This is a genomic window from Sulfitobacter sp. THAF37 (assembly GCF_009363555.1).
In the GTDB taxonomy this organism is placed as follows: Bacteria; Pseudomonadota; Alphaproteobacteria; order Rhodobacterales; family Rhodobacteraceae; genus Sulfitobacter.
In genome coordinates this window covers 130168-156955 of sequence record NZ_CP045374.1, presented here as the reverse complement: position 1 = coordinate 156955, position 26788 = coordinate 130168, and the positions used below count along the sequence as shown (strand labels likewise).

Below are 26788 nucleotides of genomic sequence, written 5' to 3'. Positions count from 1 at the left end.
CTTTTGTCTCTACGCTCTTTGAAATTGATAGTATCTGAAGAGATATGTGGGCGGTTTGGTTCATTCGATGGATCAACGTCTGTATATCGCGCTACTAGACTTCGGTCGATGATGTAGTGTCAGCTTCACTGTTTGTACGGCTTTCGCTACTTTGTAGCTGAAGCACACAAACAGAGACTGTTCTGCATCTTTCAGTAATGGATGCAGGACGATGTGCAGAGGTTCGACGTCAAGGATATGCTGGTAACAGCATTTCAACTTGAGAGTTTGATCCTGGCTCAGAACGAACGCTGGCGGCAGGCCTAACACATGCAAGTCGAGCGCACCTTCGGGTGAGCGGCGGACGGGTTAGTAACGCGTGGGAACGTGCCCTTCTCTACGGAATAGCCTCGGGAAACTGAGAGTAATACCGTATACGCCCTTCGGGGGAAAGATTTATCGGAGAAGGATCGGCCCGCGTCTGATTAGATAGTTGGTGGGGTAACGGCCTACCAAGTCTACGATCAGTAGCTGGTTTTAGAGGATGATCAGCAACACTGGGACTGAGACACGGCCCAGACTCCTACGGGAGGCAGCAGTGGGGAATCTTAGACAATGGGCGCAAGCCTGATCTAGCCATGCCGCGTGTGTGATGAAGGTCTTAGGATCGTAAAGCACTTTCGCCAGGGATGATAATGACAGTACCTGGTAAAGAAACCCCGGCTAACTCCGTGCCAGCAGCCGCGGTAATACGGAGGGGGTTAGCGTTGTTCGGAATTACTGGGCGTAAAGCGTACGTAGGCGGATCAGAAAGTTGGGGGTGAAATCCCAGGGCTCAACCCTGGAACTGCCTCCAAAACTCCTGGTCTTGAGTTCGAGAGAGGTGAGTGGAATTCCAAGTGTAGAGGTGAAATTCGTAGATATTTGGAGGAACACCAGTGGCGAAGGCGGCTCACTGGCTCGATACTGACGCTGAGGTACGAAAGTGTGGGGAGCAAACAGGATTAGATACCCTGGTAGTCCACACCGTAAACGATGAATGCCAGTCGTCGGGCAGTATACTGTTCGGTGACACACCTAACGGATTAAGCATTCCGCCTGGGGAGTACGGTCGCAAGATTAAAACTCAAAGGAATTGACGGGGGCCCGCACAAGCGGTGGAGCATGTGGTTTAATTCGAAGCAACGCGCAGAACCTTACCAACCCTTGACATCCTGTGCTAACCCGAGAGATCGGGCGTCCACTTCGGTGGCGCAGTGACAGGTGCTGCATGGCTGTCGTCAGCTCGTGTCGTGAGATGTTCGGTTAAGTCCGGCAACGAGCGCAACCCACATCTTTAGTTGCCAGCAGTTCGGCTGGGCACTCTAAAGAAACTGCCCGTGATAAGCGGGAGGAAGGTGTGGATGACGTCAAGTCCTCATGGCCCTTACGGGTTGGGCTACACACGTGCTACAATGGTAGTGACAATGGGTTAATCCCAAAAAGCTATCTCAGTTCGGATTGGGGTCTGCAACTCGACCCCATGAAGTCGGAATCGCTAGTAATCGCGTAACAGCATGACGCGGTGAATACGTTCCCGGGCCTTGTACACACCGCCCGTCACACCATGGGAGTTGGTTCTACCCGACGGCCGTGCGCTAACCTTTTGGAGGCAGCGGACCACGGTAGGATCAGCGACTGGGGTGAAGTCGTAACAAGGTAGCCGTAGGGGAACCTGCGGCTGGATCACCTCCTTTCTAAGGATTTTCCTAGCATCCTGAGCTTGCTCTCGATCGTGGAAAACTTAGCAGGACAGTAATCAAAACTGTCCATATTCAGGGCATCGCAAGATGACCCTTCGGACCGAGCCGTCCTCATATCTCTTCAGAAAGTGCCTCACGCAGTGAGGCGCGTCGCCCTGACAGGGTATCGCGCAGCGATATCCCGGGAAGGGTTGCAATGCGGGTCCGACCCGCCTGGCGCAGCTCGCGCATTGCTTCGCAATACGCTGTTTGCGCGACGTCGATTTTGCCTGGGCAAAATCAACTGGGTCGGTAGCTCAGGTGGTTAGAGCGCACGCCTGATAAGCGTGAGGTCGGAGGTTCAAGTCCTCCTCGACCCACCAGTATCCCGAAAGGGTTTTGATGGGGCCTTAGCTCAGCTGGGAGAGCGCCTGATTTGCATTCAGGAGGTCAGGAGTTCGATCCTCCTAGGCTCCACCATCACTTCTTGTTATTCGCTGGTCATCATGACTAGAAAGAGGACATGAAGATATGTGCGATCACAATGGTTTACCGAGACTACTGGGCGTTATCACAATGGTACGCGCATTATTCACGGCACCTTGGTTCGGATAACCTGTTCATTGTGGCTCACGGAGCTGATCCAAGGATCGCCACAATTTGCCCCCGGGCAAATGTGATTGCGGTTCCCAGGACAGACCTGGCCGGTTTCGACAGAATGCGAGGGCAGCTGCTCAATAGCATTCAGGATGGATTGGGTGTCATATATGACTGGGTGATCAGAACCGACGCTGATGAGCTGATCTGCATTGATCCGGCGCATTATGCATCGTTCGCCGATTTGTTCAGGTCACATCGCCGGTACAACGCCTTGTTTGCCCTTGGGCTGAACATCGCTGAAGATGTTGAGGATGGCACAATGAAGGCGACAGACGCCGCGCTGACAAAGCGTAGCAATGCAGTTTTCTCGGGGCATTATAGCAAGGCTTGGGCGGTTAGACGCGGTACGCATCTGGTTCGACACGGAATAGGTCTGACTAAGGACGCGGTGATGGTGATGCCTGAGGGTGTTTATCTGGCGCATCTGAAATACGCCAGCATCGACGCACTTGCCGACGCCAATGCGCATCGGTCAGAAATCGCATCCGGTAAGGAGAATGGCCTACCCGGAAGTGCCTGGTTGCACGCGGATAAAGATGCCATGAAGTTCTTCGACATGTTTCAGAAAGCCGCCATGACCGAATGGAGCGCAGCAAAGGCGCAAGCCTACGCGGCCATCGCGAATGACCCGGTTCGTGATGAGACCCAAAAAGTGCTCAGAGCCAGATCGGCTACGTTCGATAGTCGAACGGTACTGCCAGAATGGTTCAAATACTGCTGATTAGATCAGCAAGCGCGCTGCGGCGCGTTTGCTCGTCCAATCGGACGCTGGTGGGTTCCTTCGGGAATGCACCAAATTGACATCGTAAAGAGAGATACAATAACAACACTGTTTGGTTGTCCCGAGTATGGGAGCGACCTCGGTTTGGTGCTTCGGGCTTTGGTCCGGAGCGAGCGTTTGCAAGGCTGTTTCCTCGGCCGACCGATCGTATGCCTTCCGAAAAGAACGTGTTGTCCAAGTCAAGTACACTAACCAGAGGCATGACGCTGCACCCTGCACGGGCTGCGGCTATCAGCGTGTCTCATTGTCCAGACGACAGTCTGGGCGGGAAAGTATGCTTTTGAACCAGGATAAGGATGGTCAGTTTCTTACCAGCTTCTGACCGTCGCGCGAGGCGCAAGTCTTGCTTTTTCTGGATCAAATCAAGCGCGAAAAGGGCGTTTGGTGAATGCCTTGGCAGTAAGAGGCGATGAAAGACGTGATACTCTGCGATAAGCCATGGGGAGCCGAGAATAGGCTTTGATCCATGGATCTCTGAATGGGGCAACCCACCTGATACTGTGTTATTGTTACCCGCTTCGGCGGCGATCAATAATGCGGTAAGACAGGTATTTCTAGACTGAATACATAGGTTTAGAAAAGCAAACCCGGGGAACTGAAACATCTAAGTACCCGGAGGAAAGGAAATCAATTGATACTCCCCCAGTAGCGGCGAGCGAACGGGGACCAGCCGAGCCATGAGTGTGGTTAGAATGCGTTGGAATGCGCAACCAGAGTGGGTGATAGTCCCGTATAAGAAGCATGATTGGACGTATTAAGTAGGGCGGGACACGTGAAATCCTGTCTGAAGATCGGAGGACCACCTTCGAAGGCTAAGTACTCCTTACTGACCGATAGTGAACCAGTACCGTGAGGGAAAGGTGAAAAGCACCCCGACGAGGGGAGTGAAACAGTACCTGAAACCGAACGCCTACAATCAGTTGGAGGGTCCTTGCGGCCTGACAGCGTACCTTTTGTATAATGGGTCATCGACTTGGTCTCACGAGCAAGCTTAAGCCGTTAGGTGTAGGCGCAGCGAAAGCGAGTCTTAATAGGGCGTCGAGTTCGTGGGATCAGACCCGAAACCGAGTGATCTAGGCATGGCCAGGTTGAAGATAAGGTAACACTTATTGGAGGACCGAACCCACATCCGTTGAAAAGGATCGGGATGAGCTGTGCCTAGGGGTGAAAGGCCAATCAAACTCGGAGATAGCTGGTTCTCTGCGAAATCTATTTAGGTAGAGCGTCATCCGAATACCCTCGGGGGTAGAGCACTGGATGGGTAATGGGGCCCCACAGGCTTACTGATCCTAACCAAACTCCGAATACCGAGGAGTACTAGATGGCAGACACACGGCGAATGCTAACGTCCGTCGTGAAGAGGGAAACAACCCTGACCTCCAGCTAAGGCCCCTAATTCATGGCTAAGTGGGAAAGCAGGTGAGACGGCCAAAACAACCAGGAGGTTGGCTTAGAAGCAGCCATCCTTTAAAGATAGCGTAACAGCTCACTGGTCTAATTAAGCTGTCTTGCGGCGAAGATGTAACGGGGCTCAAGCCATGAGCCGAAGCTGAGGATGCATTTATTGCATGGTAGCAGAGCGTAGTGTGACATAATTCCATGTCTCCTTACTCCCCTCGGGGATATTGGAGACGCGGAGTTTTCTGTGAAGCCGGCGCGTGAGCGATCCGGTGGAGAGATCACTAGTGAGAATGATGACATGAGTAGCGACAAAGAGTGTGAGAGACACTCTCGCCGAAAGTCCAAGGGTTCCTGCTTAAAGCTAATCTGAGCAGGGTAAGCCGACCCCTAAGGCGAGGCCGAAAGGCGTAGTCGATGGGAACCAGGTTAATATTCCTGGGCCAGATGGAAGTGACGGATCTCGAGGGTAGTTCATCCTTACTGGATTGAATGGGCTGCTTAGAGGTCCCTGGAAATAGCTCCATCGCTAGATCGTACCCTAAACCGACACAGGTGGACTGGTAGAGAATACCAAGGCGCTTGAGAGAACTATGTTGAAGGAACTCGGCAAAATACCTCCGTAAGTTCGCGAGAAGGAGGCCCGGTTCCTAGGCAACTAGGGGCTGGGGGCACAAACCAGGGGGTGGCGACTGTTTATTAAAAACACAGGGCTCTGCGAAGTCGCAAGACGACGTATAGGGTCTGACGCCTGCCCGGTGCCTGAAGGTTAAAAGGAGGGGTGAGAGCTCTGAATTGAAGCCCAGGTAAACGGCGGCCGTAACTATAACGGTCCTAAGGTAGCGAAATTCCTTGTCGGGTAAGTTCCGACCTGCACGAATGGCGTAACGACTTCCCCGCTGTCTCCAACATAGACTCAGCGAAATTGAATTACCTGTCAAGATGCAGGTTTCCCGCGGTTAGACGGAAAGACCCCGTGCACCTTTACTACAGCTTCACACTGGCATTAGGCCGAACATGTGCAGGATAGGTGGTGGGCTTTGAAACCGGGACGCCAGTCTCGGTGGAGCCTCCCTTGAGATACCACCCTTGTTCTGCTTGATGTCTAACCGCGGTCCGTTATCCGGATCCGGGACCCTGTGTGGCGGGTAGTTTGACTGGGGCGGTCGCCTCCTAAATCGTAACGGAGGCGCGCGAAGGTTGGCTCAGAGCGGTCGGAAATCGCTCGTTGAGTGCAATGGCAGAAGCCAGCCTGACTGCAAGACTGACAAGTCGAGCAGAGTCGAAAGACGGCCATAGTGATCCGGTGGTCCCAAGTGGGAGGGCCATCGCTCAACGGATAAAAGGTACGCCGGGGATAACAGGCTGATACTGCCCAAGAGTCCATATCGACGGCAGTGTTTGGCACCTCGATGTCGGCTCATCTCATCCTGGGGCTGGAGCAGGTCCCAAGGGTACGGCTGTTCGCCGTTTAAAGAGGTACGTGAGCTGGGTTTAGAACGTCGTGAGACAGTTCGGTCCCTATCTTCCGTGGGTGTAGGATACTTGAGAGGAGTTGCCCCTAGTACGAGAGGACCGGGGTGAACGATCCACTGGTGGACCTGTTGTTGCGCCAGCAGCAGTGCAGGGTAGCTATGATCGGACAGGATAACCGCTGAAGGCATCTAAGCGGGAAGCCCCCCTCAAAACAAGGTATCCCTGAGAGCCGAGGTAGACCACCTCGTCGATAGGCCAGAGATGTAAGCGTGGTAACACGTTCAGTTGACTGGTACTAATTGCTCGATAGGCTTGATTTGATCCAGTAGAAGCAAGATTCTACCAATCAATCAAAAGCATACACAGACATTAGCTGTACTGACTTGGAGTTTTAGAGGATTTGTTCGGTTTGGTGATCATAGCACGAGCAAAACACCTGGTCCCATCCCGAACCCAGCCGTTAAGTGCCGTAGCGCCGATGGTACTGCGTCTTAAGACGTGGGAGAGTAGGTCATCGCCAAACCTAACAAGTCCTCTAATCCGTATCTCTCTTCGATGTACACATATACCGACTTAGTGGCGCGGGATGGAGCAGCCCGGTAGCTCGTCAGGCTCATAACCTGAAGGTCGTAGGTTCAAATCCTACTCCCGCAACCAACTTATCCTGCGAAGCGCCCTCCGGGGCGCTTTCGCATGTTGGGCATTCGCCAAGCGCGGCTCTGCTAGCCGCCATCGTGGCGTCGTTGATATGCGATGACCTGCTCACCTGAAAAGTCCTCGGTTTGAGGTTCCCGGCTGAAGTCGTCGATGACACAGAGGATGCAGAACCGGCGGCCATCAGCGAGCGCATGCCCGCAATCTGATCGCGGCATGGCGCGACGACTACAACCATCACCGCCCCCACTCGAGCGTCGACGGGCTCACTCCGTGGGAGTATCACCAACGGTCAAGAGAGGACCAAACCCTGAACAGAGCTAACTGAAAAATGCGGACTCTCAGGGGAGCAGGTCAAGCGGTTTCAACAACCTGACAATGCCCTACCGTTTGAATGGGTTGCGCTGAGAGCGGGGTCACGCGGAATCGCCGCCATCGATGGGGATGATCGCGCCGGTAATATATCCACCGGCAGGCGAGGCCAGCAATAGCGCAAGGCCCTTTATCTCATCGGGTTGGGCGGCGCGCGCCATTGGGACGCTGGCGGTGAAACCGGCCTGTATAGCGGGATCTTTCAACCGACCGCCGCCGATGTTGGTGACGAAGGGACCCGGTGCGATGCCGTTGACCCGCACGCCATAGGGACCAAGCTCACGAGCAGCCATGCGCACGAGATGCGCGGCCCCCGCTTTGGCGGCGTGATAGCCGTAGCTGGGCATCGGGTTTGTGATCAGGGCCGCGATCGAAGTCGTCACCACGATTGAACCCGATTTTTGCGATTTCATATGACGGGCGGCGGCGGCCATGGTCCCGAAAGCGCCGTCCAGATTGATCGCCATGCAGGTTCGCCAGGCGTCCATCGATGCATTTTCGATTTCTCCCTCGGGCATGGCGTAGCCGCGCCCGCCGGTGACTCCTGCATTGGCAAAGACCACATCCAGCCTTTTGTGGCGGTCGACGACCTCTGCCATGACGCCTTCGACCGCCTGGCGGTCGGACACGTCCAGAAGCGCGGTCGTGACCTCCCCGCCCCTAGCTGAAAGTTGCGCCGCGGCAGCTTCCAGCCCGGGACCGTCCACATCGCTCAACACCACGGTGGCATCGTTGTCGGCCATCGCTTCGGCAATGGCGTAACCGATACCGCTCGCGGCACCTGTGACCACGATGACTTTGCCGGCAACGTCAAAGATCTGATTGCTTCGCATGAACTGCCTTTCGCTTAATCGGGGCGGCCCAGCATCCGGCCGCCGTCGATGACGATGTGCGTACCGGTCACATAGGCCGAGTTGGCCGAGGCCAGAAACAGTGCCAGGCCCTGGATTTCCCGCACCTGCGCCACCCGGTGCGACGGCGCATTGCGCAGGAAGGCAGCTTCCAGCTCAGGCGACGTCAGGGGCGTAACGAACGGTCCCGGACAGACAGCGTTGACGGTGACGCCAAAGCGCGCCAGCTCCATCGCCGACTGACGGACCAGTTGGTTGATCCCGGCCTTGGAGACGCCATAGGCAGATCCGACCAGCCCGCCCGGCACGAGCGAAGAGACCGACGAGATCGCCACAATTCGTCCATAGCCTTGGCGCTTCATGTGTGGTGCCGCGGCTCGGATGGTGGTGAAGACTGACGTCAGATTGGTATCCAACACCTGGTCCCACAGCTCATCCGGAATGCCTTCCAATGCGCCTTTGGGGTCGCGCTCGCCGTCCAGCGTCATGAAGCCGGGGCCGGCGGCAATCCCGGCATTTGCAAAGACGATGTCGACCCGTCCCGCCCTGTCAACTACAGCGTCGATTGCGGTCCGCAGACCGGCACGGTCGGTCACATCCACGGCCACTCCCGAGACTGTGCCACCCTGGTCGGCCAGCCGACTGACAGCTTCGTCCAGCGTCGCTGGATCGCGATCGATCAGCGTCACTTGTGCGCCGTTGGCGGCCAACACCGCGGCGAAGGCATAGCCCAGGCCCGAAGCCGCCCCGGTGACGATGGCCACCCTGCCCTTGATGTCGAACAGCTCTGATGCAGAAAGTTCTTCTTGTACTGACATTACTTAGAACCACCCCCGTGTTAGGATCATTGCCACAACCAGGACGACGTCGGCGGCCACGAACGCCGCTGCGCCATAAAAGATGGTTTCGAGCCGGACACTATCACGGACCACCGAGTGGATGACAAAGATGTTCAGACCCACAGGTGGCGTAATCATCCCGATCTCCAGCAGTTTTGCGAGAAGGATGCCGAACCACAGAAACTCGATTCCCTGCGCCCCGAGCAAAGGCAGGACCAGCGGCAAAGTCAGGAGCATGGCGCCGATGGGTTCCAGGAACATTCCCAGGAACACATAGACCAGCGAAATCACCAGCAGGAGCACAAAAGCCGATACGCCCAGATCACCGATCCAGCCACCGAGCGCCATGGAGAGGCCGCTGAGTGCGATCAGCCTTGTGAAAGCATTGGCGGCAACCGCGATTATGAAGACGCTGGCCGAGCTCAGCACAGTGTCCAGCAGGCTCTGCTTTAAGGCGTCAATCGACAGGCTGCGCCGGGCAAAGCCAAGTGCGACCGTCAACATCGCGCCGGTGGCGCCGGCTTCGGTTGCGGTGAAGACGCCGGAAAACAAACCGCCAAAGATCAGGAAAACCAGCAGAAGCGTTGGCCAGATGTCGATCAGCGACCGCAGACGCTCACCTTTTTCCACCGCCGGCGCGCGCGGGAACATGTCCGGACGGGTCCAGGCGGCAATGAGGATCACCAGCACGTAGGCCGCTATTGTTACGCCGCCCAGAAGCAGGCCGCCGAGGAACAGGGCGGTGATCGAAACCTGAGACTGAATCCCGTAGAGGATCAGCAGGATGCTGGGTGGGATCAGCGCACCCAATGTCCCGCCAGCCGCGATGGCCCCGGTTGCCATGCCCAGATTATAGCCGCTCTTGTGCATTTCCGGCACTGCGATACGGCCCATGGCGGCAGCGCAGGCAACACTGGATCCTGTGACCGATGCAAAGCCCCCGGAGCCGAAGATGGAGGCGATGGCCAGACCTCCGGGCAGCCAGGACAGCCAAGCCCGCGCAGCGCGAAACAGGTTACTGGTCAGCCCTGAATGGAAAGCGACATATCCCATGAACAGGAACATCGGCACTGAACTGAGGGTCCAGTTGGCGGCAAAATGATATGGCACCGTTGTCAACACGCCGAGTGCAGGCCTTTCACCCAGGATCATCCAGATCCCGCCGACCGAAACACCCAACAACGCCATCGCGATCGGTATGCGCAGCGCGATCAGAACCACGACGAGGCCGAGTGAAATCGAACCGATGGCAAGCGGTGTCATGTGTCTTTTCCTGTTCAGAAGTTGGAGGGGTCGAAGCGGCGATAGCGGAAGATCCGCAGCAGCAGCGCCAGGCACATCAGCGCGAAGGAAACCGGCAAGATCCAGTAGCTGGGCCAAACCAGAAGTTTGTGCGTCCCGGATTCGACGACCGCGTTGATCGCAGTCTTCTTGATCGCCTCGCGGCCGCTGACATAGGTCATCAACCCGTAGATCCCTAGCGAGAACAGCATGCCCACAATCTTCAGCGTGTCTTGCGCGGGCGCAGGCATCAGGTCAGTCAACACGGTCGCTTCGATATGGCGGTCCTTAAGTTCCGCATAGGCGATTGGCAGGAAACTGAGCGCAACCATGTAGTAGTGGCTGACGATTTCGGCCGTTCCGGGCAGCGACTTTGAGGCGACAACCCGGAACAGCACGTCGGCACTGACATGGAGCATCATGAGAAGAATTGCTACAGCAGCGATGACAACGGTCAGGCGGCCGATCATGCGTCCTGTCATATTCATGGCCGGGCGACCTAGTTCCCGTATGCGGTCATGTCGACCTGCGACCAGATCTCACGGTAACGCAGTTCGGCAAGGGTATCGCGATCGGTGCCGTTCTCGGCGATCAACTTCTCCCATTTCGCGACGAGCGCCTTGTAGCGGTCGATCTTTGGCGCCGCGTTCTCGATACCCTTTTCTTCAAGCAGCGTGTCGGCGTTGCTCAGGTAGTCTTCGATGAAGGCCTCCCGCTTGGCCATGACCTCTGCGTCGGGTTCAAGAAAGCGTATCCCGGCTTCTTCACCTTTGGTGCGGGCTGTCTCTTCGTTCTCGACGGCTTTGTCAGGTTGTCTGTCGCAGGCTGTGAGTCTAACGCAAATCGATGATATTGTCTGTTCCGTCGTCGGCCCTGAAGGGGTATCGCTTTCCACGCTCGGTCATTGGCTATGCCGTTTGGGCCTACCACCGTTTCGCCCTCAGCCTGCGGGACGTTGAGGATCTTTTGGCAGAACGCGGCATCACGGTCAGCCATGAGACGATCCGAGATTGGGTGGCGAAATTTGGAACGCAGATTGCGGCCAAGATCCGACGTGATCGCGATCAGCCCGCTGACAAGTGGCACTTGGACGAAGTTGTGATCCCGATCCGCGGGAAGAAGCACTGGCTCTGGCGCGCGGTCGATGGCAACGGAGATACGCTTGAAATCCTTATGCAATCGCGCCGAAACGCTAACGCAGCAAAGCAGTTTCTCCGGAAACTCATGAAGCGTTGGGGCACTCCTCGGGTCATAGTGACGGATAAATTGCGCAGTTACGGCGTTGCGATCCGCGAGCTTTGTCCTGGCGCTGATCATCGGTCACACAAGGGACTGAACAACCGCAGCGAGGCATCACATCGGCACACCCGTCGACGAGAGAAGATATTCGGCCGGTTCAAATCAGCCAGACACGCCCAGATGTTCCTGTCCGTCCATGATCAAACTGCCGTTCTCTTTCGCCCGAAACGCCACCGCCTCACCGCCGCCGATTACCGCCAAACAAGAACAGAGGCCCTTGGCCTCTGGGCGCGCTACGTCCGCGAAATCGTTGCCTGATGCTGCCGCATCAGCTTATGATCCAACCGTTGGGAAACAACCTGACAAAGCCCCCCGATGTCATGCGGCAAATCAGTGTAAACTTGCGGTGCCATAGCAGGTGCCCTCCCTGAACTTCAGCCCAATCGACAAGAAGCGTTGACTTGCCTCGCTGTGTATTGCACTTTGCATACAATCTACAGTAAAGCAAGGGAGGAATCTTTACGCATGGGTACGAGCAGCAAGATCAGGGGTATGGAGATCATCCATGTCCCGATGTCGGGAGCAGGCGGAATCGCCCGGTGGAACCCGATATTTGTCCGCATCACGACCGAAGACGGGCTAACAGGTATCGGAGAGGTTGGCCTGGCCTACGGTGTGGGGGCGGCCTCTGCGATCGGCATGCTCGAAGCTCTGGGTGAAGCCTTTGTCATCGGCGCCGACGCCATGGCGCACGAAGCCCTGTGGGAACGCATCTATCGCCGGTCCTTCTGGGCCGAAGGCGGCGGTCCCGTGGTCATCGGCGCGATGAGCGCCATCGACACCGCGCTCTGGGATATCAAGGGCAAGGCACTCGGCCTGCCCGTCTGGCGCCTTCTGGGCGGTGCCGCTGCACGCCCGCTGCGCTGCTACGCCAGCCAGATCCAGTTCGACTGGTCCGAAACCGGCCGCAAGGACCTGACCAACCCCTCCGCCTATCGTGACGCCGGCACCAGGGCCGTGGCCGATGGTTATGACTGTGTTAAGGTCGACCCGGTCATGATCGGCAAGGAAGGCAAGATCGACGACAACGTCCGTGGCATGTTCACCGCGGCCGAGCTGGATCTCTACGTCCGCCGGATGGAAGCGGTGCGCGAGGGTGTCGGCCCCTCGACCGGCATCATCCTCGAACTGCACTCCCTGCCCAGCCTCTCCGGCGCCCGCCAACTGATCGAAGCTTGCCGTCACGTGGGCCTCTATCTGGTGGAAGAACCGGTGCACTATGCTAACCCAAGCGCCCAGATCCACCTGTCGGAAACCTTCCCCGAGACGCGCTTTGCCGCCGGCGAACGGCTTTATACAAGGTGGGGGGCCGAACCCTACCTGTCGTCGAATGCCATCGACATGCTGCAGCCGGACTTCGGTCTGGTCGGCGGGATCACCGAGGGCAAGAAGGTCTGTGATCTGGCGCATCTTTACGACATCACCGTTCAGGGCCACGTCTGCGGATCGCCTGTCGCGACGGCAGTGGCCCTGCATGTGGAAACCGCGATCCCGAACTTCGAGATCCACGAACACCACGTCTATGCCCGCCAGCCCGCCAACCGCGATCTCTGCACGATCGACCTGCAACCCAAAGACGGAGTGATGAGCGCCCCTGACGCGCCGGGGCTCGGGATCGACTTGGTCGACACGGCGCTGGACGCGGCCAACGCCCGCCGGGTCACGGTCGGCTGACAGACAAGCGTCGGCCGTGGCCTCTCAACCGGCCGACGTTCCCCCGACCGCCCGCTCGGAAGGTGCAGGTCGCTGAAAGGCCCTTGTGTTTCCCACGCCAGGGCCTTTTGGTTTTGGTGGGGTGGGTGGTCGTCGGCTTCTAGGCCAACTTGACTGATGCTGCGCGGCGCGCGAGCGGCTCCTATGCGCGGATTGCCGTCTTTGCAAAGTCTTCAGTAGTGACTCTGTTCGCCGTGCAAACGTTATTATTCTGTTGTTGATCAGCCAACTTTGACACTGCTGTCGCTATTCGCAAAGCACGTATTTTCTGGTGGCAGGTGCGTGGGGATTGGATGAACTCACATATTGCATTTAACAATCCGACCCTCGACGCAAAGCCGGAAATGGATCTTACTCCTGGGAGGTTTCGCCAAAGTGGAAGTTTCCCGGGCTGGCGGCTTCAATCGCTGCCTGGAACACATCATCACAGAACCATTCTGACGTGTTTGCATCCCGCCAGACGTGAAGGTCGGTCGTGAACCCTCTGACGTTCTTAACCCATTTGTGGCTCTGTGACGCCGACACGTATTTCTGCGCACCTTCCAGACGCGGATTTTTCACTTCGATCACTTTAGACCGGGCGAGGTCTATGGTTTCGACTTTCGCAAATACATTCGCGAGGTAGTAGGGTTCAGACAGTTCGGCCTCATCTGCCAGGGACCAGAAATTCGGAATCTGCACCAATTCCAAACCATCCCCAGCATGCGCACGAAAGACATCTGCCAGCTTGTCCCCCACGGCTTGCAGGCCGGTGAAATGCCCCGCACCGATGGAATTGAAATAGTCCGGCAACGCGTCGTTCCCCAACTCTGTCACCGCCCAATGCGTTGCCACCTTGTCCTTCAGGTCATCCGGCAACGGCCCGAGCGGAAAGCGATCCGAATCCGTCGGATACCAGCGCACGGCCCCCTTTTTTGGGCGGCGCATCTTTTTGTTTTCCGACCATCCGAACCCGCCCGCCATCGCGTCGGGATGGACGCCAAATCGATAAACTGCCATCAGTCACCTGTTGAAGTATCTAGCTGTTGGAGAAATTGGACGGCTTCGCCGAGCCGAGAGTCCAAAACGTATTGTTTTGCATCGAGTTGTAAAAGAGGTACGGCGGCATCTGATGAGGCAACTGGAGCGATCCAGAGGATTGCCAGAAATGCCCCGCACGTCGGACGTTGGTCGACGGTGCAGCCAATTCCCGCTTCCAACCCCACCTCCGTGAATGCGGCTGTGCCGTGATGACAAAGATCATGTTCGTTTTGGGCTCGGAGCAGTCGTTGCATAGTCCCGTCCGAACGGCAGCTCCGTCCCTACAGCAGACGTACAAATAAATGCCCCCGCAAAATCTGCGGGGGCACTGCCGATTTGATAACCATTTTGCGCATGGGGGAACCTCGGCCCCAAGCCCTTCCAACAGATCAGGCCGGAACCGGCATATCCCGACCAAGGGCGTAGAATTCGTCGTTCGGCCGCAGCGACGTGATATTGGCGATCCGGTTTGACATGCCGAAGAAGGCCGAGATCATGCCGATGTCCCAGATATCGTCTTCGGTAAAGCCATGCTCGGCCAGCAGGGCAAAGTCCGCGTCGTTCACCTCCTGCGCGCGGGCCGAAACCTTCACGGCATAGTCGATCATCGCCTTCTGGCGCGGTGTCAGGTCGGCCTTGCGATAGTTCGCCGCCACCTGGTCGGCGATCAGCGGGTTCTTGGCCCGGATGCGCAGGATTGCCCCATGGGCCACGACACAATACTGGCATTGGTTCATAGCACTGGTGGCGACCACGATCATCTCACGCTCGGCCTTGGTCAGATTGCCGGGCTTGTCCATCAGCGCGTCGTGATAGGCAAAGAAGGCGCGGAATTCATCCGGCCGACCCGCAAGGGCCAGAAAGACATTGGGGACAAAGCCGGATTTCTCCTGCACCTCGCGGATGCGCGTGGCGATATCCTCGGGCATCTCGTCCAGCGACGGTACGGGGAAGCGGCTGATAGGTTTGGTGGTCATGTGTCTACCTTTCATGAATAGAGTGCAATTCCGGCCGGGCCGGAGGGCATGGGCGCCGCGCAGCGACGATCATTCGGCGGCCGGGACAATCCAGCGTTCGGGGTGGTGGCGGTCCTCCTGCCGGGGCAGGTTTCCGCGATAGGGTTCGACCCGCACGAGGCAGGTCTGCGCCGCGCAGCCCTGGCTGAACTGCGAGGCGGGGATGTCCCGCGTCAGGATGTTGGGATTGCCGGACATCTCAAGCCCATCCTCCAGCGCGAGCCAGGCACCCGTGGGCAGGCGCACCACGCCCGGCGCGAGGTTGCCGTCGACTGTGAGGCTCGCCAGGCACCGCCCGCGGGTGTTTGAAACCAGCAGGCAAGCGCCGTCGGTCAGGCCAAGCCTTCCGGCATCAGCGGGCGCCATCTGCAACTGTTCAAGGCCGTCGCGTTTCATCTTGAGGCTCGCCGGGGCGGCCTCAAGCTGGGAATGAAGCCGTCCGACCGGCTGCGGGGTCAGCATGTGAAACACATCCGGCGCGGTGCGATCCGCCCCGTCCAGCCATTCGGTCGGCGGCAGCCAGCTGGGGACGGGGGGGCAATCTTCATATTCGCGTTCGGCCAGCAGATCGCTATGAAGCAGGATCCGCCCGGTCGGCGTGGCAAGGGGTGCGGCCTCGGGGTCAGCCCTGAAATCCGACAGGTAGGTCGCGCCCGACTGGACCGGCATCGGGGCGTCACCCTCGGCCCAGAAGCTGTCGAAATCTGGCATCTCGAACCTCAGACGGTCCTGCGCGTCTGCCCGGGTGAGGTCATAGATGTGGCGCAGCCAGCTCATCTCGTCCCGGCCCTCGGTAAAGGCCTCGCCGACGCCGAGCCGTGTCGCAAGGGCCGAGAAAATCTCGTAGTCAGACCGCGCCTCGCCAAGAGGGGCGATGGCCTGCTGCATTGCAATCATGTGATCCGAGCGCCGCGATCCCGCAATATCGTTCCGTTCAAGCGAGGTGCTGGCGGGCAAGACGATGTCGCCCCGCTGCGCCGTTGCCGTCCACATCGGGTCCTGCACGATGATCGTCTCGGGGCGCTGCCATCCTTCCATCAGCCGGGTGAGGTCCTGATGGTGGTGGAACGGATTGCCCCCCGCCCAGTAAACAAGGCGGATGTCGGGATAATGCCGCGTCTGTCCTTCGTAGTCGAATGGCGCGCCGGGGTTCAGAAGCATGTCGCTCACCCGTGCGACCGGTATGAACTCTCCGGTCGGATTGACACCCGCCGACATCGCGGGGGACTTGCCGGTTCCGAAGGGTGCGCCGACACAAGCCAGCGATCCGAACCCGAAGCCGACGCCGCCGCCCGGAAGGCCGATCTGCCCCGCCACGCAGGACAACGCGACCGCTGCCCAGTACGGCTGTTCGCCGTATTGCGCACGTTGCAAACTCCAGCTGGCCAGAAGCATGGTGCGCTTGCGGGCGATATCGCGGGCCAGCGACCGGATGCGATCCGCCTCAATCCCCGTGATACCTTCGGCCCAATCGGCAGACTTCGTGACGCTGTCGCCCTGCCCGCTCAGATGCGCGAGGAATTCCTCCACGCCCGAGGCAAGCCGGTCGATCAGGGCCCGGTCGTGCAACCCGGCCGCCACGATCTCCTGCGACAGGGCCAGCATCAGGGCGGTGTCGGTGCCAGGACGGATCGGCCACCAGTCGGCGGGCACCCAGTCGGGCAGATCGTCGCGACTGGGTGACACCAGAACGATGCGCGTACCACGATCCACCAGGTCCTGAAGATAGCCCTCAAGCCGATGCCGCGCGACGCCCCCCGCTTCGTTCTGCGCGGTGCGCGGAGAGAGCGCGCCAAAGATCACGACGATCTCACTGTTCTCGACGACAGTGTCGAGCGTGGTTCCCCTGCCCTGGCAGGCATGCGCCTCGCCCAGGATGTGACGCAGGATCACCGGCCCCGCCGCGATCGAATAGGTATCCATGTGGCCGACATATCCGCCGGCCAGCCCCAGCATCCGCTTGAGCAGCGTGGCGGCATGGTGAAACCGTCCCGCGCTGGTCCAGCCATAGGACCCGGCAAAGATCGCCTCGTTCCCGTAGGTGTCGGCGACGCGGCGGATCTCTCCCGCGACCAGTTCCTCTGCCTCGTCCCAGGTGACGCGGACATAGCTGTCTTCAGCCCGGCCCCTGCGGTCGCGGCGCTCCAGCCAGCCGCGACGGACCACCGGGAAGGTCAGCCGACGCGGTGAGGTCGCCCAGTCGGCGACCGACCCGATGATCTCGGACGGGTTCGGGTCCTTTTGGAAGGGCCGGACAGCCGAGATCCGGTTGTCTTCCACATCAAGGTCGAAGGCGCCCCAATGGCTGCTGTGACGTATCGTCTTTCGCATGATCCTGTTGTTCCCGGTTGTGTTGCGTCCGTCGGTCTGGCCTAGGCCGACCGTGCGCCGCTGATTATTTCGGTGGAACTGCCTCTTTGAGGCTTTGCATGAACCGGTTCTTGCCGTTCTGGATGTGATCCCGAAGGATCTCGCAGGCATCGTCGACGCGATCCTGCGCGATCATCTCGATAATCTGCCGGTGGCCGTTGCACGACCGTTCGAGGACTTGTTCATCATGTTTGAGCAGGTGCCGCAGGGCCGCGAACCGCCAGCGGAAAATGTCGAACGCCCGGCCGATATACCGGTTGCCCGCATGAGTCACGAAGGCGTCGTGAAATTCGGTATCCAGTGCCGCGAACTCGTCCCGCTGCCCCGCCGAGACAACCGTTTCGATCCGGGCGGTCACCTCGCGCAGATTGGCCAACAAAGGCTCTTTGGCCAGGTATGCCGCTTCGCGCAGGGCGATGGTTTCGATATGGATCCGGAAGGCGGTGATTTCCTCCGTCTCTTCGTCGTCCATCGTGAAGACCCGGACGCCCCGATAAGGTTCGGAGCTGAGCAGCCGTTCGGTTTCGAGAATACGAAAGACTTCGCGCAGCGGGGTTCGGCTGACATTGAACTCCTGCGCCAGGCGCGCTTCGTTCAAAGGCTCGCCAATCGCGAAATGTCCCTCGATGATGGCTTCGCGAAGGCGGTCCGCCACCAACTGAACGGTTGGCTGACGTTTGATATCAAGAATCCGGCGTTTGCTGTCGTCCACGCTGGCCTTCTCCTCCTGGCTGCCCTCATTTTTGTATACAATGTGCTGGTTCATGGCAAGGATCCTGTCATTACGCCGCGCCGCTGTCCCGTGGATATGACGACCGGGGACCCATCAAAAGCGGCTCACCAGCTGTTCCGAGAACGAGAACATCTGCCGCAACATGTCGGGGCTCTGGGATGCGCGGCGCATATGGGCAAGCCATTCCTCACGCTGATGTCCAGGTGCCATGTGAAAGACGACCTGCTTGTTCTGCGATGCACGCGGCGATGCGATTTCAATAAACTTTCGCCGACGGTCATCCGAGTATTCGGTCAGGATCGCACTGTCGCGGCCATCGTTGATGACCTGGCCCAGAACCTCGACCACCGCCATGCTGTCCAGCACCCCGCTGGTCAGTCCCAGCCCGCCCGTCGGGTTGGTGATATGCGCAGCGTCCCCGGCAAGAACGATCCGCCCGTCCCGCATCGTATCGGCGCAGCGCTGGTGCATCCGGTAGGGCGAATGCTGCTTCAGCGTCCACGCCCCGTCCCCCGGTAGCAGCGTCTTGAATTTCTCGGCAATCCGGTCGCCGACCGTTTCCACCGGAAGCGCCTCACTCTCCATGTAGGTACAGCGCCAAAGCCCTTCTGGGTCGATTTTGACGATGACGGCCCCATTCTCGTGATCGACCTGGAAGGTGGTTGCGGTGTAGCCCTCGGCTTCGAAATCGAAATAGATGTTGGTCGCGACAAACCGCTCGGGCCAGGTGATGCCAAAAAAGTTGGTCTTCATCACGCGCTCACGAACCACGCTCGACGCGCCGTCGCAGCCAACCAGCCAGCCGCCTTCGACGACTTCACCCTCGGCACCATCGTCGAGTGTCACTCGAACACCGGCTTGATCCTGCGCGATGTCTTTGACGCGTGCAGAAAAGCGCACGGTGACATTCGGCAGCTCTGCCAGTTTGTCCAGGACCACCAGCGCGATCTTGTCCTGTCCCACATGCAGGCTCATCGGATAGTCCGATACCTCTTTCATGCAGTCCATGCTCATGTGCAGGAACTCGCCCGTATCATGGACCAGCCAGTCCAGCGCCGTTTTGACAATGCCAATACCCTTGAGCTGCTCAAGGATGCCGAGGCTGTCGAAGTGTTCCAGGATCGGCGCCGGATAAGCCAGCGCGCGCGGGCTGTCGTTTGGACGTTCCTCCGCTTCAAGCACGGTGACCTCGATGCCTTTCTGGCCCAGACCAAGCGCCGTCAGAAGACCGACGGGCCCGCCGCCAACGATAATTACAGAGTCTTTCATGCCGAACCTTTCGATTTCTGTTCATGACGCGGACGAAACCGCATTCTTACATCAGGGAGGGAAGCCAGAGCGCCAGCGCGGGGAACGCGATCAGCAGCACGAGCTTGAAGACGTCGGCCGCCACAAACGGCAGGACGCCACCATAGATTTGCCGGATCGTGATTTCCGGGGCGACGCTCTTGAGGGCGAAGAGGTTCAGCCCGAAGGGCGGCGTGATCACCCCGAGCTCCACGATCACCACCATGACGACGCCCCACCAAATGACATCGTACCCAAGCGACGACACGATCGATGCCGTGACCGAGGCCGTGACCATCATCACCGCGATGGAATCCATGATTGTGCCGATGACCAGAAAGGCCAAGCAGATCAGCGTCACGACAACCCAGGCCGGCACAGGCAGACCACCGATAGACCGCGCGGCAAGTTCCGGCAGGCCGGTGGCAGAGAAGAAGAAGGTCGAAGCGAAACCACCGATGATCAGCATATAAATCATCGAGGTGGTGGCAGTGACCTCCGCCACGATCTCGGGCGTGTCGCGCAGCCGGTAGGATTTGCGCAGCACCAGCACCAGGGCGGCGAAAACAGCGCCGACGGCGGCGGCTTCGCTCGCCGTGAAGATCCCGGCAAACATACCGCCAAAGATGACCACGAACATGGTGACAGCAGGCAGGGCGCGCCCCCCACACTGCAGGATCTCGCGACCGCTCCAGTTGGCCCCGAGCGGCGCACTTTTGGGCGAGGCGGCGAGGAACAGGAAGACGGCAGCGACATAAAGCACGATCGTGATCAGCGCGGGGATAAAGATCGCCGCGTACATCAGCCCGATAGACTGCTCGGTCATCATGGCATAGATGACGACGACAGTGGACGGCGGCACAAGCTGGCCAAGCGTGCCGCCGGCGGCGATCACGCCGCTTGACAGCAACGGCGAATAGCCACGGCTCTTCATCTCCGGAAAGGCCGCTTTGCCGATCGTCGCGACGGTCGCGACGGAAGATCCCGTCAGCGCGCCAAACCCCGCGCAGCCGCCGATGGTGCCAAGCGCGAGCCCCCCGCGAAACGGTGCCGAGATTGCCGAGGCGAAGTTGTAGATATCCGCCGCCATGCCAGACCGCACGGCAAGCCCGCCCATGATCAGAAAGAACGGAACGACCGCGATGTCATAGCTCGACAGCAGGGCCGTGGTTTCGCCGCCAAGCGTTGCGATGGCGCCTTCTGCCCCGAAGATGAGCGCGATGCCTAGCATTGAACACAGCGTCAGCGTCGCGGCCACCGGAACAAAGGTGAAGATCAGCACCCAGATCAGCGCAATGATCGCCAGCATCGAGGCCACCATATTCGTCATGAAGAAGCCCCCGAAGCTCAGCGCGATCCAAGTGAACAGGGCCAGGATCAGACCACCGGGGACGAAGACCATTGCAATCGCCACAGGCCAGCGGGAATGCGCCTCAAGCGCAAGGCGCAGGGCGACAACCAGCTGCGTGGGGGTGGTCAACAGAAACAGGACCGCGACGGCGGCATAGAAGGGCCCGACCGGAATTTCGTTCAGGATCGTGTAGGTTCCCCGGCTCAGGGTCGACTCTGCCTGAAGCGTCACGCCCCAGAAGACCAGAATGAGCGCGCCCAGATAAAGCACAGCCCCGATCCCGCGCAGGTAGCGCACCGCACGGGGCGACAGAATTCCCGCCAAGACATCCACCTCAAGCGTCGCGCGCTGCGACAGTCCGGCGGCCAGAACCGCCGCAATGGACACGGGAAAGGTGGTCGAAAATATTTCGTTGATCCCTGTGAGAGGAGAGCTGAACAGCCCCCGCATCACGATCACGTCTAGTGTCTGGATCAGCGCAGTGATCAGGATCGCGACAACCCCGATCAGGGCGATCAGCCGGTTGAACCCGGCCAATCTGTTATCAATGCGGGCCAGCAGCCCGTCGATTTGGCGACCATGATGCTCCGACCCGTACAATTCGATGTGACGGTCACGCACGTCGGTCGGAAGTGCCACGGCCGCCTCGCTCACTTCAGGTTCGCCTCATAGCTTTCCATAAAGGCGTCATAGGTCTCTTGGACGCCGTCGCCGTTTTCGAGCCATTCCTCGACAACAGGCGAGATCGCAGCCTTCCAGATCTCGAACTGTTCCGGCGACAGCTTGTGCCAGGTCAGACGACCATCAGCGACCATTTCATCCGAGAACTTCTGCTGAATGCCCGTCTGGGCGGTTGCCATCATTTCGGTTAGCGCCAAGCCGGAGTTCTTGTCGATGATCGCCTTCATTTCTGGAGACAGGCTTTCGTACTTGTCCTTGTTCATGATGATCGCGAAGGGCGTCATCCCAAAGGTGATGTCTTCGATCCCGTGCTTGAGGTAATCGGACCACTTGTAGGTGTACTGCGTGATCTCGTTGCCCGACGACGCCTCGACCACGCCGCGCGAAATCGCCTGGTACCCCTCGGAGAAGGGGATTGAAACCGCCGCGGCGCCTAGCTTGCTCATGGCTTTCACCATGTTGGCATCCTGGGCGCGGACCTTCATGCCCTTGAGCTGCTCAACATCCGAAATCGGCTCACGGCTATAGAAGCGGGTCGGCAGAACCGTGTAGATGGCGAGGATCTTGACCTCTTCGAGCGAGTCATCCAGCAGGCCCTTTTCGTAGGTTTCCGCCAGCGCCATTGATGCGGCCTTCATATCGGTCACTTCGGTCGACGGCAGCGTCGTCACCAGCGTCTTTTCCAGCGGAATACCCGAGATGGGAAGGCCGGCAACGCCTATGTCAGCAACGCCCTGAACCACACGTTCCCAGGTGTTCGTGGCAGTCGCAAAGGGCGGCGGGAAATTGGTGATGGTCATCTCGCCATCAGCTTCTTCATTGATCGCGTCCACCCACTTTTTGTAGGTGAGCTGATACAGTGGGCTATCGTTCGCCTGCCCCGATCCAAAGCGCAGGACTTCTTCGGACTGTGCCCCGCCGGCCACCGCCAGAGAAATAGTCGCGGCCATAACCGACGATGTGATACGTCCAAAATATTTCATTGTTCCTCCTCCGACGGTCCCAAGGCCGTCCCGTTTCGTCGGTGCCCGCCAGTGCGGTGCGTGCGCCGTCACCCACCCGTTTGACGGGGTGGATCCTGGCCTGAAGCCCTTGTCGCCGTGCGGGATTGCTCGCGACCTAGACCGAGACAAAGCTGAACGACTCCTCTTCGTTCAACTTTGTATGCAAAATGCAATAGGCTAAGCCATTCTGTCAAACTTAATGTACGAAGAAAATACAACCACTTACACGGAAGCATAGAAAATTTTCTGAATAGAGATACTTTGTTCTATATTTCAGAACGCCAGTGCATTGCATTCAATAGTGCGCGAGCTCGCCCTACGCGAGGATCATTGCGTTTTCCGAGCGACCGATGGATGTTGCGGAAATGGACAAGGCATTCACCAAAGGCATTCGGCTGATCGAGGCGCTGGCAAACAGCGACCGCCCGCGTGGCGTGACGGACCTTGCCGTCGAACTGGAACTGACCAAGAGCAATGTGCACCGTCTGCTGGCGACGCTTCAACAAAACGGCTTTGTCCAGCAGGTGCCAAACCAGACGGCATATAAGCTGACGATCAAGATCTGGGAGCTGGGGCAGCGTGTGATGGGTCGTGTGGATCTGGTTGGCGCCGCCCGTCCCGCGATGCAGCGGCTGGCCGAACTGACCCACGAAACCGTGCACCTTTCGGTTCTGCAGGGTCTGGACGTGGTCTATATCGATAAGATCGAAACCGATCACCACGTCCGCGCGCATACCCGCATCGGCGCGCGCGCGCCCGCCTATACAATGGCGACAGGCAAGGCGATGCTGGCGCAGATGCCGGATGATTATCTGGACGCTCTCGGCCCCGAGCTGACCCCCTATACTGCGACGACGCTGACGCGTCTGGACGACCTCCGCGCGGACCTTGCAAAGATCAGGCGCCAGGGTTTCGCAATTGTGCCGCAAGGCGAGTGGCGTGATGGCATCGCGGCCTGCGCCTGCGCGATCCTTGGGCCGAACGGTCAGCTTGCCGGTGCAATCGGCATTTCCGGTCCCGACACCAGATTGAAAGCCCGCCAGCTGCGCGAATTCTCACAGCACGTTGTTGCCGCTGCACGGGATACGTCTGGCAGTCTTGGATATTCCGGAGACAGCTGATCTGCGCCGACCGAACGCGCGACCAGATTGACAGTTCTGCATCTTTTGATAGTTTTGGAACATTGGTTCATATTATGGAACACAACGGGCTTCCACGACGCAGGGGATAGATCTATGGCAACCGACGTACTCGCGCTGGCCGCGCAGATCGCACCGGGAAGCGCGGTCGCGGTTCCTGTCGATTATGCCGGCGTTTCCATGGCGATGACACATGCGCTGATCGAACTCGGCACGAAGGATCTGAAGCTGATCTGCGTGCCCACGGGCGGGATGCAGGCGGATATGCTGATCGGTGCCGGACAGGTCCGCGCGGTCGAGACCAGCGCCGTCAGCCTCGGCGAAGCCGGTGGCGCGCCCCGGTTCAATGCAGCCGTCAAGGAAGGCCGCATTGGCCTGCAGGACGCAACCTGCCCGGCGATTCACGCAGGCCTCATGGCCGCCCAGAAAGGCGTCCCCTTCATGCCGATGCGCGGGTTGATCGGCAGCGACCTGCTGCGCAACCGCCCGGACTGGACCGTGATCGACAACCCGATCTCCGACCAGCCCGATCCGATCGTGCTGATCCCCGCGATCCACCCGGACACCGCGATTTTCCACGCCCCGATGGCCGACCGCGAGGGCAATGTCTGGATCGGCCGCCGCCGGGAACTCGCCGCGATGGCCTATGCTGCCCGCCAGACCCTGGTCACTGTCGAACGGATCGTGGAGACGCGCCTGCTTGACGACGAAAAGCTGGCCGCAGGAACCTTGCCGGGTCTTTACGTGACCGATGTCGCCGTTGCCGAAAAGGGCGCATGGCCCTACGGCCTGTGGGGCGAATACCCCACCGACCAGGAAGAGATCGCACGCTACGCAAAGGCCGCGCGCAGCGACGAGGGTTTTGCCGACTACATCGGTGCCCAGAGGGCGGAGGTGATGGCATGAACCACGACATGCCCCCCGCCACGCCACGCGAGATCCTGATCTGCACCGTCGCGACCCTGCTTGACGGGTGCCGCTGCGTGGCCGTTGGTGCCGCGTCGCCGGTGCCTGCCGCCGGTGCCATGCTGGCCCGCGCCCTGCGTGACACTGCCGGGGCGCCGCCGCTCAGGATCTCTGTCCTCGGGTCCGAGGCCCACAACTTCTTTACCAACGGGTCCGCCGAACTCTTCGATGCCGCCGGACAGGGCCGGATCGACGCGTTCTTTCTGGGCGGCGGGCAGATCGACAGGCACGGCAACATCAACCTGGTGGGTGTTGGCGACTACCCGCGCAGCGCACCGCGCTGGCCCGGCAGCTTCGGCTCGGGGTATCTCTATTACGTCGTGCCCCGCGTGATCCTCTACCGCGAGGAACACAGCCCGCGCGTCTTCGTCGACAAGGTCGATTTCATCTCGACCCCCGGCACCAGTGACCCTGAGATTTACCGCCCCGGTGGGCCCTACGCGCTGTTGACCGGCAAGGCGCTGTTCGACTTCGACAAGGACAGGCGCGGCTTCCGTCTGGCGTCGCTCCACCCCGACCATACGCTGGCGGAGGTGACAGAGGCGACGGGCTTTGCCTTTGAGCACGCGGATGACCCGGCCACCACCCCCGCCCCCGATGCGGCAACGCTGCATCTGTTGCGGACCCGCGTGATGGACGAACTTGCCGAAACCTATCCCGCCTTTGCCGCAGAGCTGCGCGCGACCATCCAGACGACCGACAGAAAGGCCACCGCATGACCACGACGCAGACGACCCCATCCGGCTCCCTTGCCGGTCTTCGCGTGATTGATGCCAGCCGCGTGCTGGGCGGCCCCTATGCCGGACAGATCCTGGCCGACCACGGGGCGGACGTGATCAAGGTCGAGCCGCCCACGGGTGACGAAACCCGCGGCTGGGGGCCGCCTTTCAAGGATGACGCCGCGAGCTATTTCATCGGCGTCAACCGCAACAAGCGCGGCATCGCCATCGACCTGCGGCAGGAGACGGGGCAGGAGCTGCTGGGCAAGCTGCTTGAGACAGCGGATGTCTTCATCGAAAACTTCAAGACCGGCACGCTCGACAAATGGGGCCTGTCGGAGGACGAGATCGAACGCCGGTTTCCCCGCCTGGTCCATTGCCGTGTCTCCGGCTTTGGCGCGGACGGTCCGCTGGGCGGGATGCCCGGTTACGATGCCGCGATCCAGGCTTCGGCGGGGATCATGAGCGTCAACGGAGAGCGTGACGGCCAGCCCCTTCGCGTCGGCCTGCCGGTGGTCGACATGACCACCGGCCTGAATGCGGTGATCGGCATTCTGATGGCGATCAACGAACGGCACAGCAGCGGCAAGGGCCAGTTCGTCGAGACGACGCTGTATGACTGCGGGTTTTCCCTGCTGCATCCGCATCTGCCCAACCACTACCTGTCGGGCAAGGTGCCCGGTCCTTCCGGCAACGCGCATCCCAACATCTGCCCCTACGATACCTTCGCCACGGGGACCGACCCCATCTTCCTGGCCGTCGGCAACAACCGTCAGTTCGCCACGCTGTGCCGGATGATCGGTCGCGAAGACCTGCCCGAGGATCCCCGCTTTGCCGACAACAGCCAGCGCAACCAGAACCGCGATGCGCTCAAGGCCGAGCTTGAGGCCGCCATGCTCCCGCACGACTGCGCGCAGCTGGCGGACGATCTGCTCAAGGCCGGTGTGCCCTGCGGCATGGTGCGGTCGATTGATCAGGTGATCGCCGATCCGCACACACAGCACCGCGAAATGGTGGTGGACATCGACGATTATCGCGGCACCGGCAGCCCGATCAAACTGTCGCGCAGCCCCGCCCGCTACGACCGCAAACCGCCCGCCTTTGCCCAGCACAGTGCCGAGGTGATGGCCGAACTGGACCTTGATCCCGCGACCTTCGGTGACGCGCTGATTGAACCCGGCACACAAGACTGACGCCTCCGGCCAGGCTGTAACCTGGGACCATTATCGCTGAGCAGGCCCCGGCAGTCCCGAAAAATCAGCCGTCCACGCGCGTCCGACCGCAGGGCGCGCCATGCACGTGGAACGGGCGAAGCCCCTGGTCTTCTTCGCTGCTGTCAGCCCCGATAGCAGATCCGCGATCTGCAGGCTCTCTTCGTCCAGCTTCGGGCTGTATAGGTAATGGGTCTCCTCTACAGCGGCTTATGCGGCCCCGAAGGGGGCCACGGTCCACTTCAGATCATACTGGATGAATTGGTC

Annotated in this window: 19 protein-coding genes, 3 tRNA genes, 3 rRNA genes and 1 pseudogene; 14 read left to right on the top strand and 12 right to left on the bottom strand. The window is 59.5% G+C overall.

Annotated elements, in window-relative coordinates:
- Positions 1-255 precede the first annotated feature (255 nt).
- The 8 genes and pseudogenes from FIU94_RS18685 to FIU94_RS18650 form a co-directional block, all read left to right on the top strand.
- Positions 256-1715: ribosomal RNA gene (locus tag FIU94_RS18685) — 16S ribosomal RNA — on the top strand.
- A 291-nt stretch (positions 1716-2006) separates the two neighbouring features.
- Positions 2007-2083, top strand: a tRNA-Ile gene (locus FIU94_RS18680).
- A 21-nt stretch (positions 2084-2104) separates the two neighbouring features.
- A tRNA-Ala gene (locus FIU94_RS18675) sits at positions 2105-2180 on the top strand.
- 43 nt (positions 2181-2223) lie between these two features.
- On the top strand, positions 2224-3081 hold the full coding sequence (locus FIU94_RS18670) for a glycosyltransferase family 2 protein (protein ID WP_152467331.1): 858 nt from the start codon (positions 2224-2226) through the stop codon (positions 3079-3081).
- A 420-nt stretch (positions 3082-3501) separates the two neighbouring features.
- Positions 3502-6335: ribosomal RNA gene (locus FIU94_RS18665) — 23S ribosomal RNA — on the top strand.
- Positions 6336-6423: 88 nt separating this feature from the next.
- Positions 6424-6538, top strand: a 5S ribosomal RNA gene (gene rrf, locus FIU94_RS18660).
- The 16S, 23S and 5S rRNA genes sit together here with 3 tRNA genes alongside, the layout of an rRNA operon.
- A gap of 57 nt (positions 6539-6595) precedes the next feature.
- A tRNA-Met gene (locus tag FIU94_RS18655) sits at positions 6596-6672 on the top strand.
- 190 nt (positions 6673-6862) lie between these two features.
- Positions 6863-6997 (top strand): annotated as a pseudogene (locus tag FIU94_RS18650) (integrase core domain-containing protein); the annotation flags it as partial.
- Between the two features lie 88 nt (positions 6998-7085).
- On the opposite strand, the gene FIU94_RS18645 reads toward FIU94_RS18650, so the two are convergent.
- Genes FIU94_RS18645 through FIU94_RS18625 form a run of 5 tightly spaced genes read right to left on the bottom strand, consistent with a single transcriptional unit; the run spans position 7086 to position 10736 of the window.
- The gene (locus FIU94_RS18645; protein ID WP_152467330.1) at positions 7086-7874 is read right to left on the bottom strand and encodes an SDR family NAD(P)-dependent oxidoreductase; all 789 of its coding nucleotides are present in this window, start codon (positions 7872-7874) and stop codon (positions 7086-7088) included.
- A 14-nt stretch (positions 7875-7888) separates the two neighbouring features.
- Positions 7889-8710 carry an SDR family NAD(P)-dependent oxidoreductase gene (locus FIU94_RS18640; RefSeq protein WP_152467329.1) on the bottom strand — a complete coding sequence of 274 codons (822 nt, stop codon included), beginning with the start codon at positions 8708-8710 and terminating at the stop codon, positions 7889-7891.
- 3 nt (positions 8711-8713) lie between these two features.
- Positions 8714-9994 carry a TRAP transporter large permease gene (locus tag FIU94_RS18635; protein ID WP_152467328.1) on the bottom strand — a complete coding sequence of 427 codons (1281 nt, stop codon included), beginning with the start codon at positions 9992-9994 and terminating at the stop codon, positions 8714-8716.
- Between the two features lie 14 nt (positions 9995-10008).
- Entirely contained in the window at positions 10009-10482 is a 474-nt protein-coding gene (locus tag FIU94_RS18630; protein ID WP_172975958.1) for a TRAP transporter small permease, read from the bottom strand.
- Between the two features lie 29 nt (positions 10483-10511).
- Positions 10512-10736 (bottom strand): hypothetical protein, encoded by a 225-nt coding sequence (locus FIU94_RS18625; RefSeq protein ID WP_152467326.1) that lies wholly within the window; start codon positions 10734-10736, stop codon positions 10512-10514.
- A gap of 122 nt (positions 10737-10858) precedes the next feature.
- On the opposite strand from FIU94_RS18625, the gene FIU94_RS18620 reads away from it, so the two are divergent.
- Positions 10859-11569: an IS6 family transposase gene (locus FIU94_RS18620; protein WP_152467325.1), complete on the top strand. Its 711-nt coding sequence runs from the start codon at positions 10859-10861 to the stop codon at positions 11567-11569.
- Between the two features lie 234 nt (positions 11570-11803).
- Positions 11804-12985: a mandelate racemase/muconate lactonizing enzyme family protein gene (locus FIU94_RS18615; RefSeq protein WP_152467368.1), complete on the top strand. Its 1182-nt coding sequence runs from the start codon at positions 11804-11806 to the stop codon at positions 12983-12985.
- 390 nt (positions 12986-13375) lie between these two features.
- Here the strand turns inward: FIU94_RS18615 and FIU94_RS18610 are convergent, their stop codons facing one another.
- From FIU94_RS18610 to dctP, 7 genes are all read right to left on the bottom strand, one after another.
- The gene (locus FIU94_RS18610; protein WP_152467324.1) at positions 13376-14023 is read right to left on the bottom strand and encodes a DUF1629 domain-containing protein; all 648 of its coding nucleotides are present in this window, start codon (positions 14021-14023) and stop codon (positions 13376-13378) included.
- Positions 14024-14433: 410 nt separating this feature from the next.
- Positions 14434-15021 (bottom strand): peroxidase-related enzyme, encoded by a 588-nt coding sequence (locus FIU94_RS18605; RefSeq protein ID WP_152467323.1) that lies wholly within the window; start codon positions 15019-15021, stop codon positions 14434-14436.
- Positions 15022-15090: 69 nt separating this feature from the next.
- Positions 15091-17391 (bottom strand): molybdopterin-dependent oxidoreductase, encoded by a 2301-nt coding sequence (locus FIU94_RS18600; protein WP_152467322.1) that lies wholly within the window; start codon positions 17389-17391, stop codon positions 15091-15093.
- A 64-nt stretch (positions 17392-17455) separates the two neighbouring features.
- Complete coding sequence (locus FIU94_RS18595) at positions 17456-18196, bottom strand: GntR family transcriptional regulator (protein WP_152467321.1); 741 nt, start codon at positions 18194-18196, stop codon at positions 17456-17458.
- A 60-nt stretch (positions 18197-18256) separates the two neighbouring features.
- Entirely contained in the window at positions 18257-19432 is a 1176-nt protein-coding gene (locus tag FIU94_RS18590; protein WP_152467320.1) for an NAD(P)/FAD-dependent oxidoreductase, read from the bottom strand.
- Between the two features lie 46 nt (positions 19433-19478).
- The gene (locus tag FIU94_RS18585; protein WP_152467319.1) at positions 19479-21440 is read right to left on the bottom strand and encodes a TRAP transporter large permease subunit; all 1962 of its coding nucleotides are present in this window, start codon (positions 21438-21440) and stop codon (positions 19479-19481) included.
- 11 nt (positions 21441-21451) lie between these two features.
- Positions 21452-22537 (bottom strand): TRAP transporter substrate-binding protein DctP, encoded by a 1086-nt coding sequence (dctP, locus tag FIU94_RS18580; RefSeq protein WP_152467318.1) that lies wholly within the window; start codon positions 22535-22537, stop codon positions 21452-21454.
- 314 nt (positions 22538-22851) lie between these two features.
- On the opposite strand from dctP, the gene FIU94_RS18575 reads away from it, so the two are divergent.
- The 4 genes from FIU94_RS18575 (at position 22852) to FIU94_RS18560 (ending at position 26503) form a co-directional block, all read left to right on the top strand.
- Complete coding sequence (locus tag FIU94_RS18575) at positions 22852-23607, top strand: IclR family transcriptional regulator (RefSeq protein WP_152467317.1); 756 nt, start codon at positions 22852-22854, stop codon at positions 23605-23607.
- Positions 23608-23721: 114 nt separating this feature from the next.
- A complete protein-coding gene (locus tag FIU94_RS18570; protein WP_152467316.1) occupies positions 23722-24531 on the top strand; it encodes a CoA transferase subunit A in 810 nt (269 codons plus the stop codon).
- Positions 24528-25310, top strand: coding sequence for a CoA-transferase (locus FIU94_RS18565; RefSeq protein WP_254702687.1), 783 nt, complete (start codon positions 24528-24530; stop codon positions 25308-25310). The genes FIU94_RS18570 and FIU94_RS18565 overlap by 4 nt, the downstream gene beginning before the upstream one ends.
- Positions 25307-26503, top strand: coding sequence for a CaiB/BaiF CoA-transferase family protein (locus FIU94_RS18560; RefSeq protein ID WP_152467315.1), 1197 nt, complete (start codon positions 25307-25309; stop codon positions 26501-26503). Before FIU94_RS18565 ends, FIU94_RS18560 begins: the two co-directional genes overlap by 4 nt.
- Positions 26504-26788 lie beyond the last annotated feature (285 nt).

Coding starts and splice junctions, on each gene's coding strand:
- FIU94_RS18575 (WP_152467317.1), top strand. CDS start 22,852: ATGGACAAGGCATTCACCAAAGGCATTCGGCTGATCGAGGCGCTGGCA.
- FIU94_RS18635 (WP_152467328.1), bottom strand. CDS start 9,994: ATGACACCGCTTGCCATCGGTTCGATTTCACTCGGCCTCGTCGTGGTT.
- FIU94_RS18610 (WP_152467324.1), bottom strand. CDS start 14,023: ATGGCAGTTTATCGATTTGGCGTCCATCCCGACGCGATGGCGGGCGGG.
- FIU94_RS18670 (WP_152467331.1), top strand. CDS start 2,224: ATGAAGATATGTGCGATCACAATGGTTTACCGAGACTACTGGGCGTTA.
- FIU94_RS18605 (WP_152467323.1), bottom strand. CDS start 15,021: ATGACCACCAAACCTATCAGCCGCTTCCCCGTACCGTCGCTGGACGAG.
- FIU94_RS18640 (WP_152467329.1), bottom strand. CDS start 8,710: ATGTCAGTACAAGAAGAACTTTCTGCATCAGAGCTGTTCGACATCAAG.
- FIU94_RS18570 (WP_152467316.1), top strand. CDS start 23,722: ATGGCAACCGACGTACTCGCGCTGGCCGCGCAGATCGCACCGGGAAGC.
- FIU94_RS18625 (WP_152467326.1), bottom strand. CDS start 10,736: ATGGCCAAGCGGGAGGCCTTCATCGAAGACTACCTGAGCAACGCCGAC.
- FIU94_RS18630 (WP_172975958.1), bottom strand. CDS start 10,482: ATGATCGGCCGCCTGACCGTTGTCATCGCTGCTGTAGCAATTCTTCTC.
- FIU94_RS18645 (WP_152467330.1), bottom strand. CDS start 7,874: ATGCGAAGCAATCAGATCTTTGACGTTGCCGGCAAAGTCATCGTGGTC.
- FIU94_RS18565 (WP_254702687.1), top strand. CDS start 24,528: ATGAACCACGACATGCCCCCCGCCACGCCACGCGAGATCCTGATCTGC.
- FIU94_RS18595 (WP_152467321.1), bottom strand. CDS start 18,196: ATGAACCAGCACATTGTATACAAAAATGAGGGCAGCCAGGAGGAGAAG.
- FIU94_RS18600 (WP_152467322.1), bottom strand. CDS start 17,391: ATGCGAAAGACGATACGTCACAGCAGCCATTGGGGCGCCTTCGACCTT.
- FIU94_RS18560 (WP_152467315.1), top strand. CDS start 25,307: ATGACCACGACGCAGACGACCCCATCCGGCTCCCTTGCCGGTCTTCGC.
- FIU94_RS18590 (WP_152467320.1), bottom strand. CDS start 19,432: ATGAAAGACTCTGTAATTATCGTTGGCGGCGGGCCCGTCGGTCTTCTG.
- FIU94_RS18620 (WP_152467325.1), top strand. CDS start 10,859: ATGATATTGTCTGTTCCGTCGTCGGCCCTGAAGGGGTATCGCTTTCCA.
- FIU94_RS18615 (WP_152467368.1), top strand. CDS start 11,804: ATGGAGATCATCCATGTCCCGATGTCGGGAGCAGGCGGAATCGCCCGG.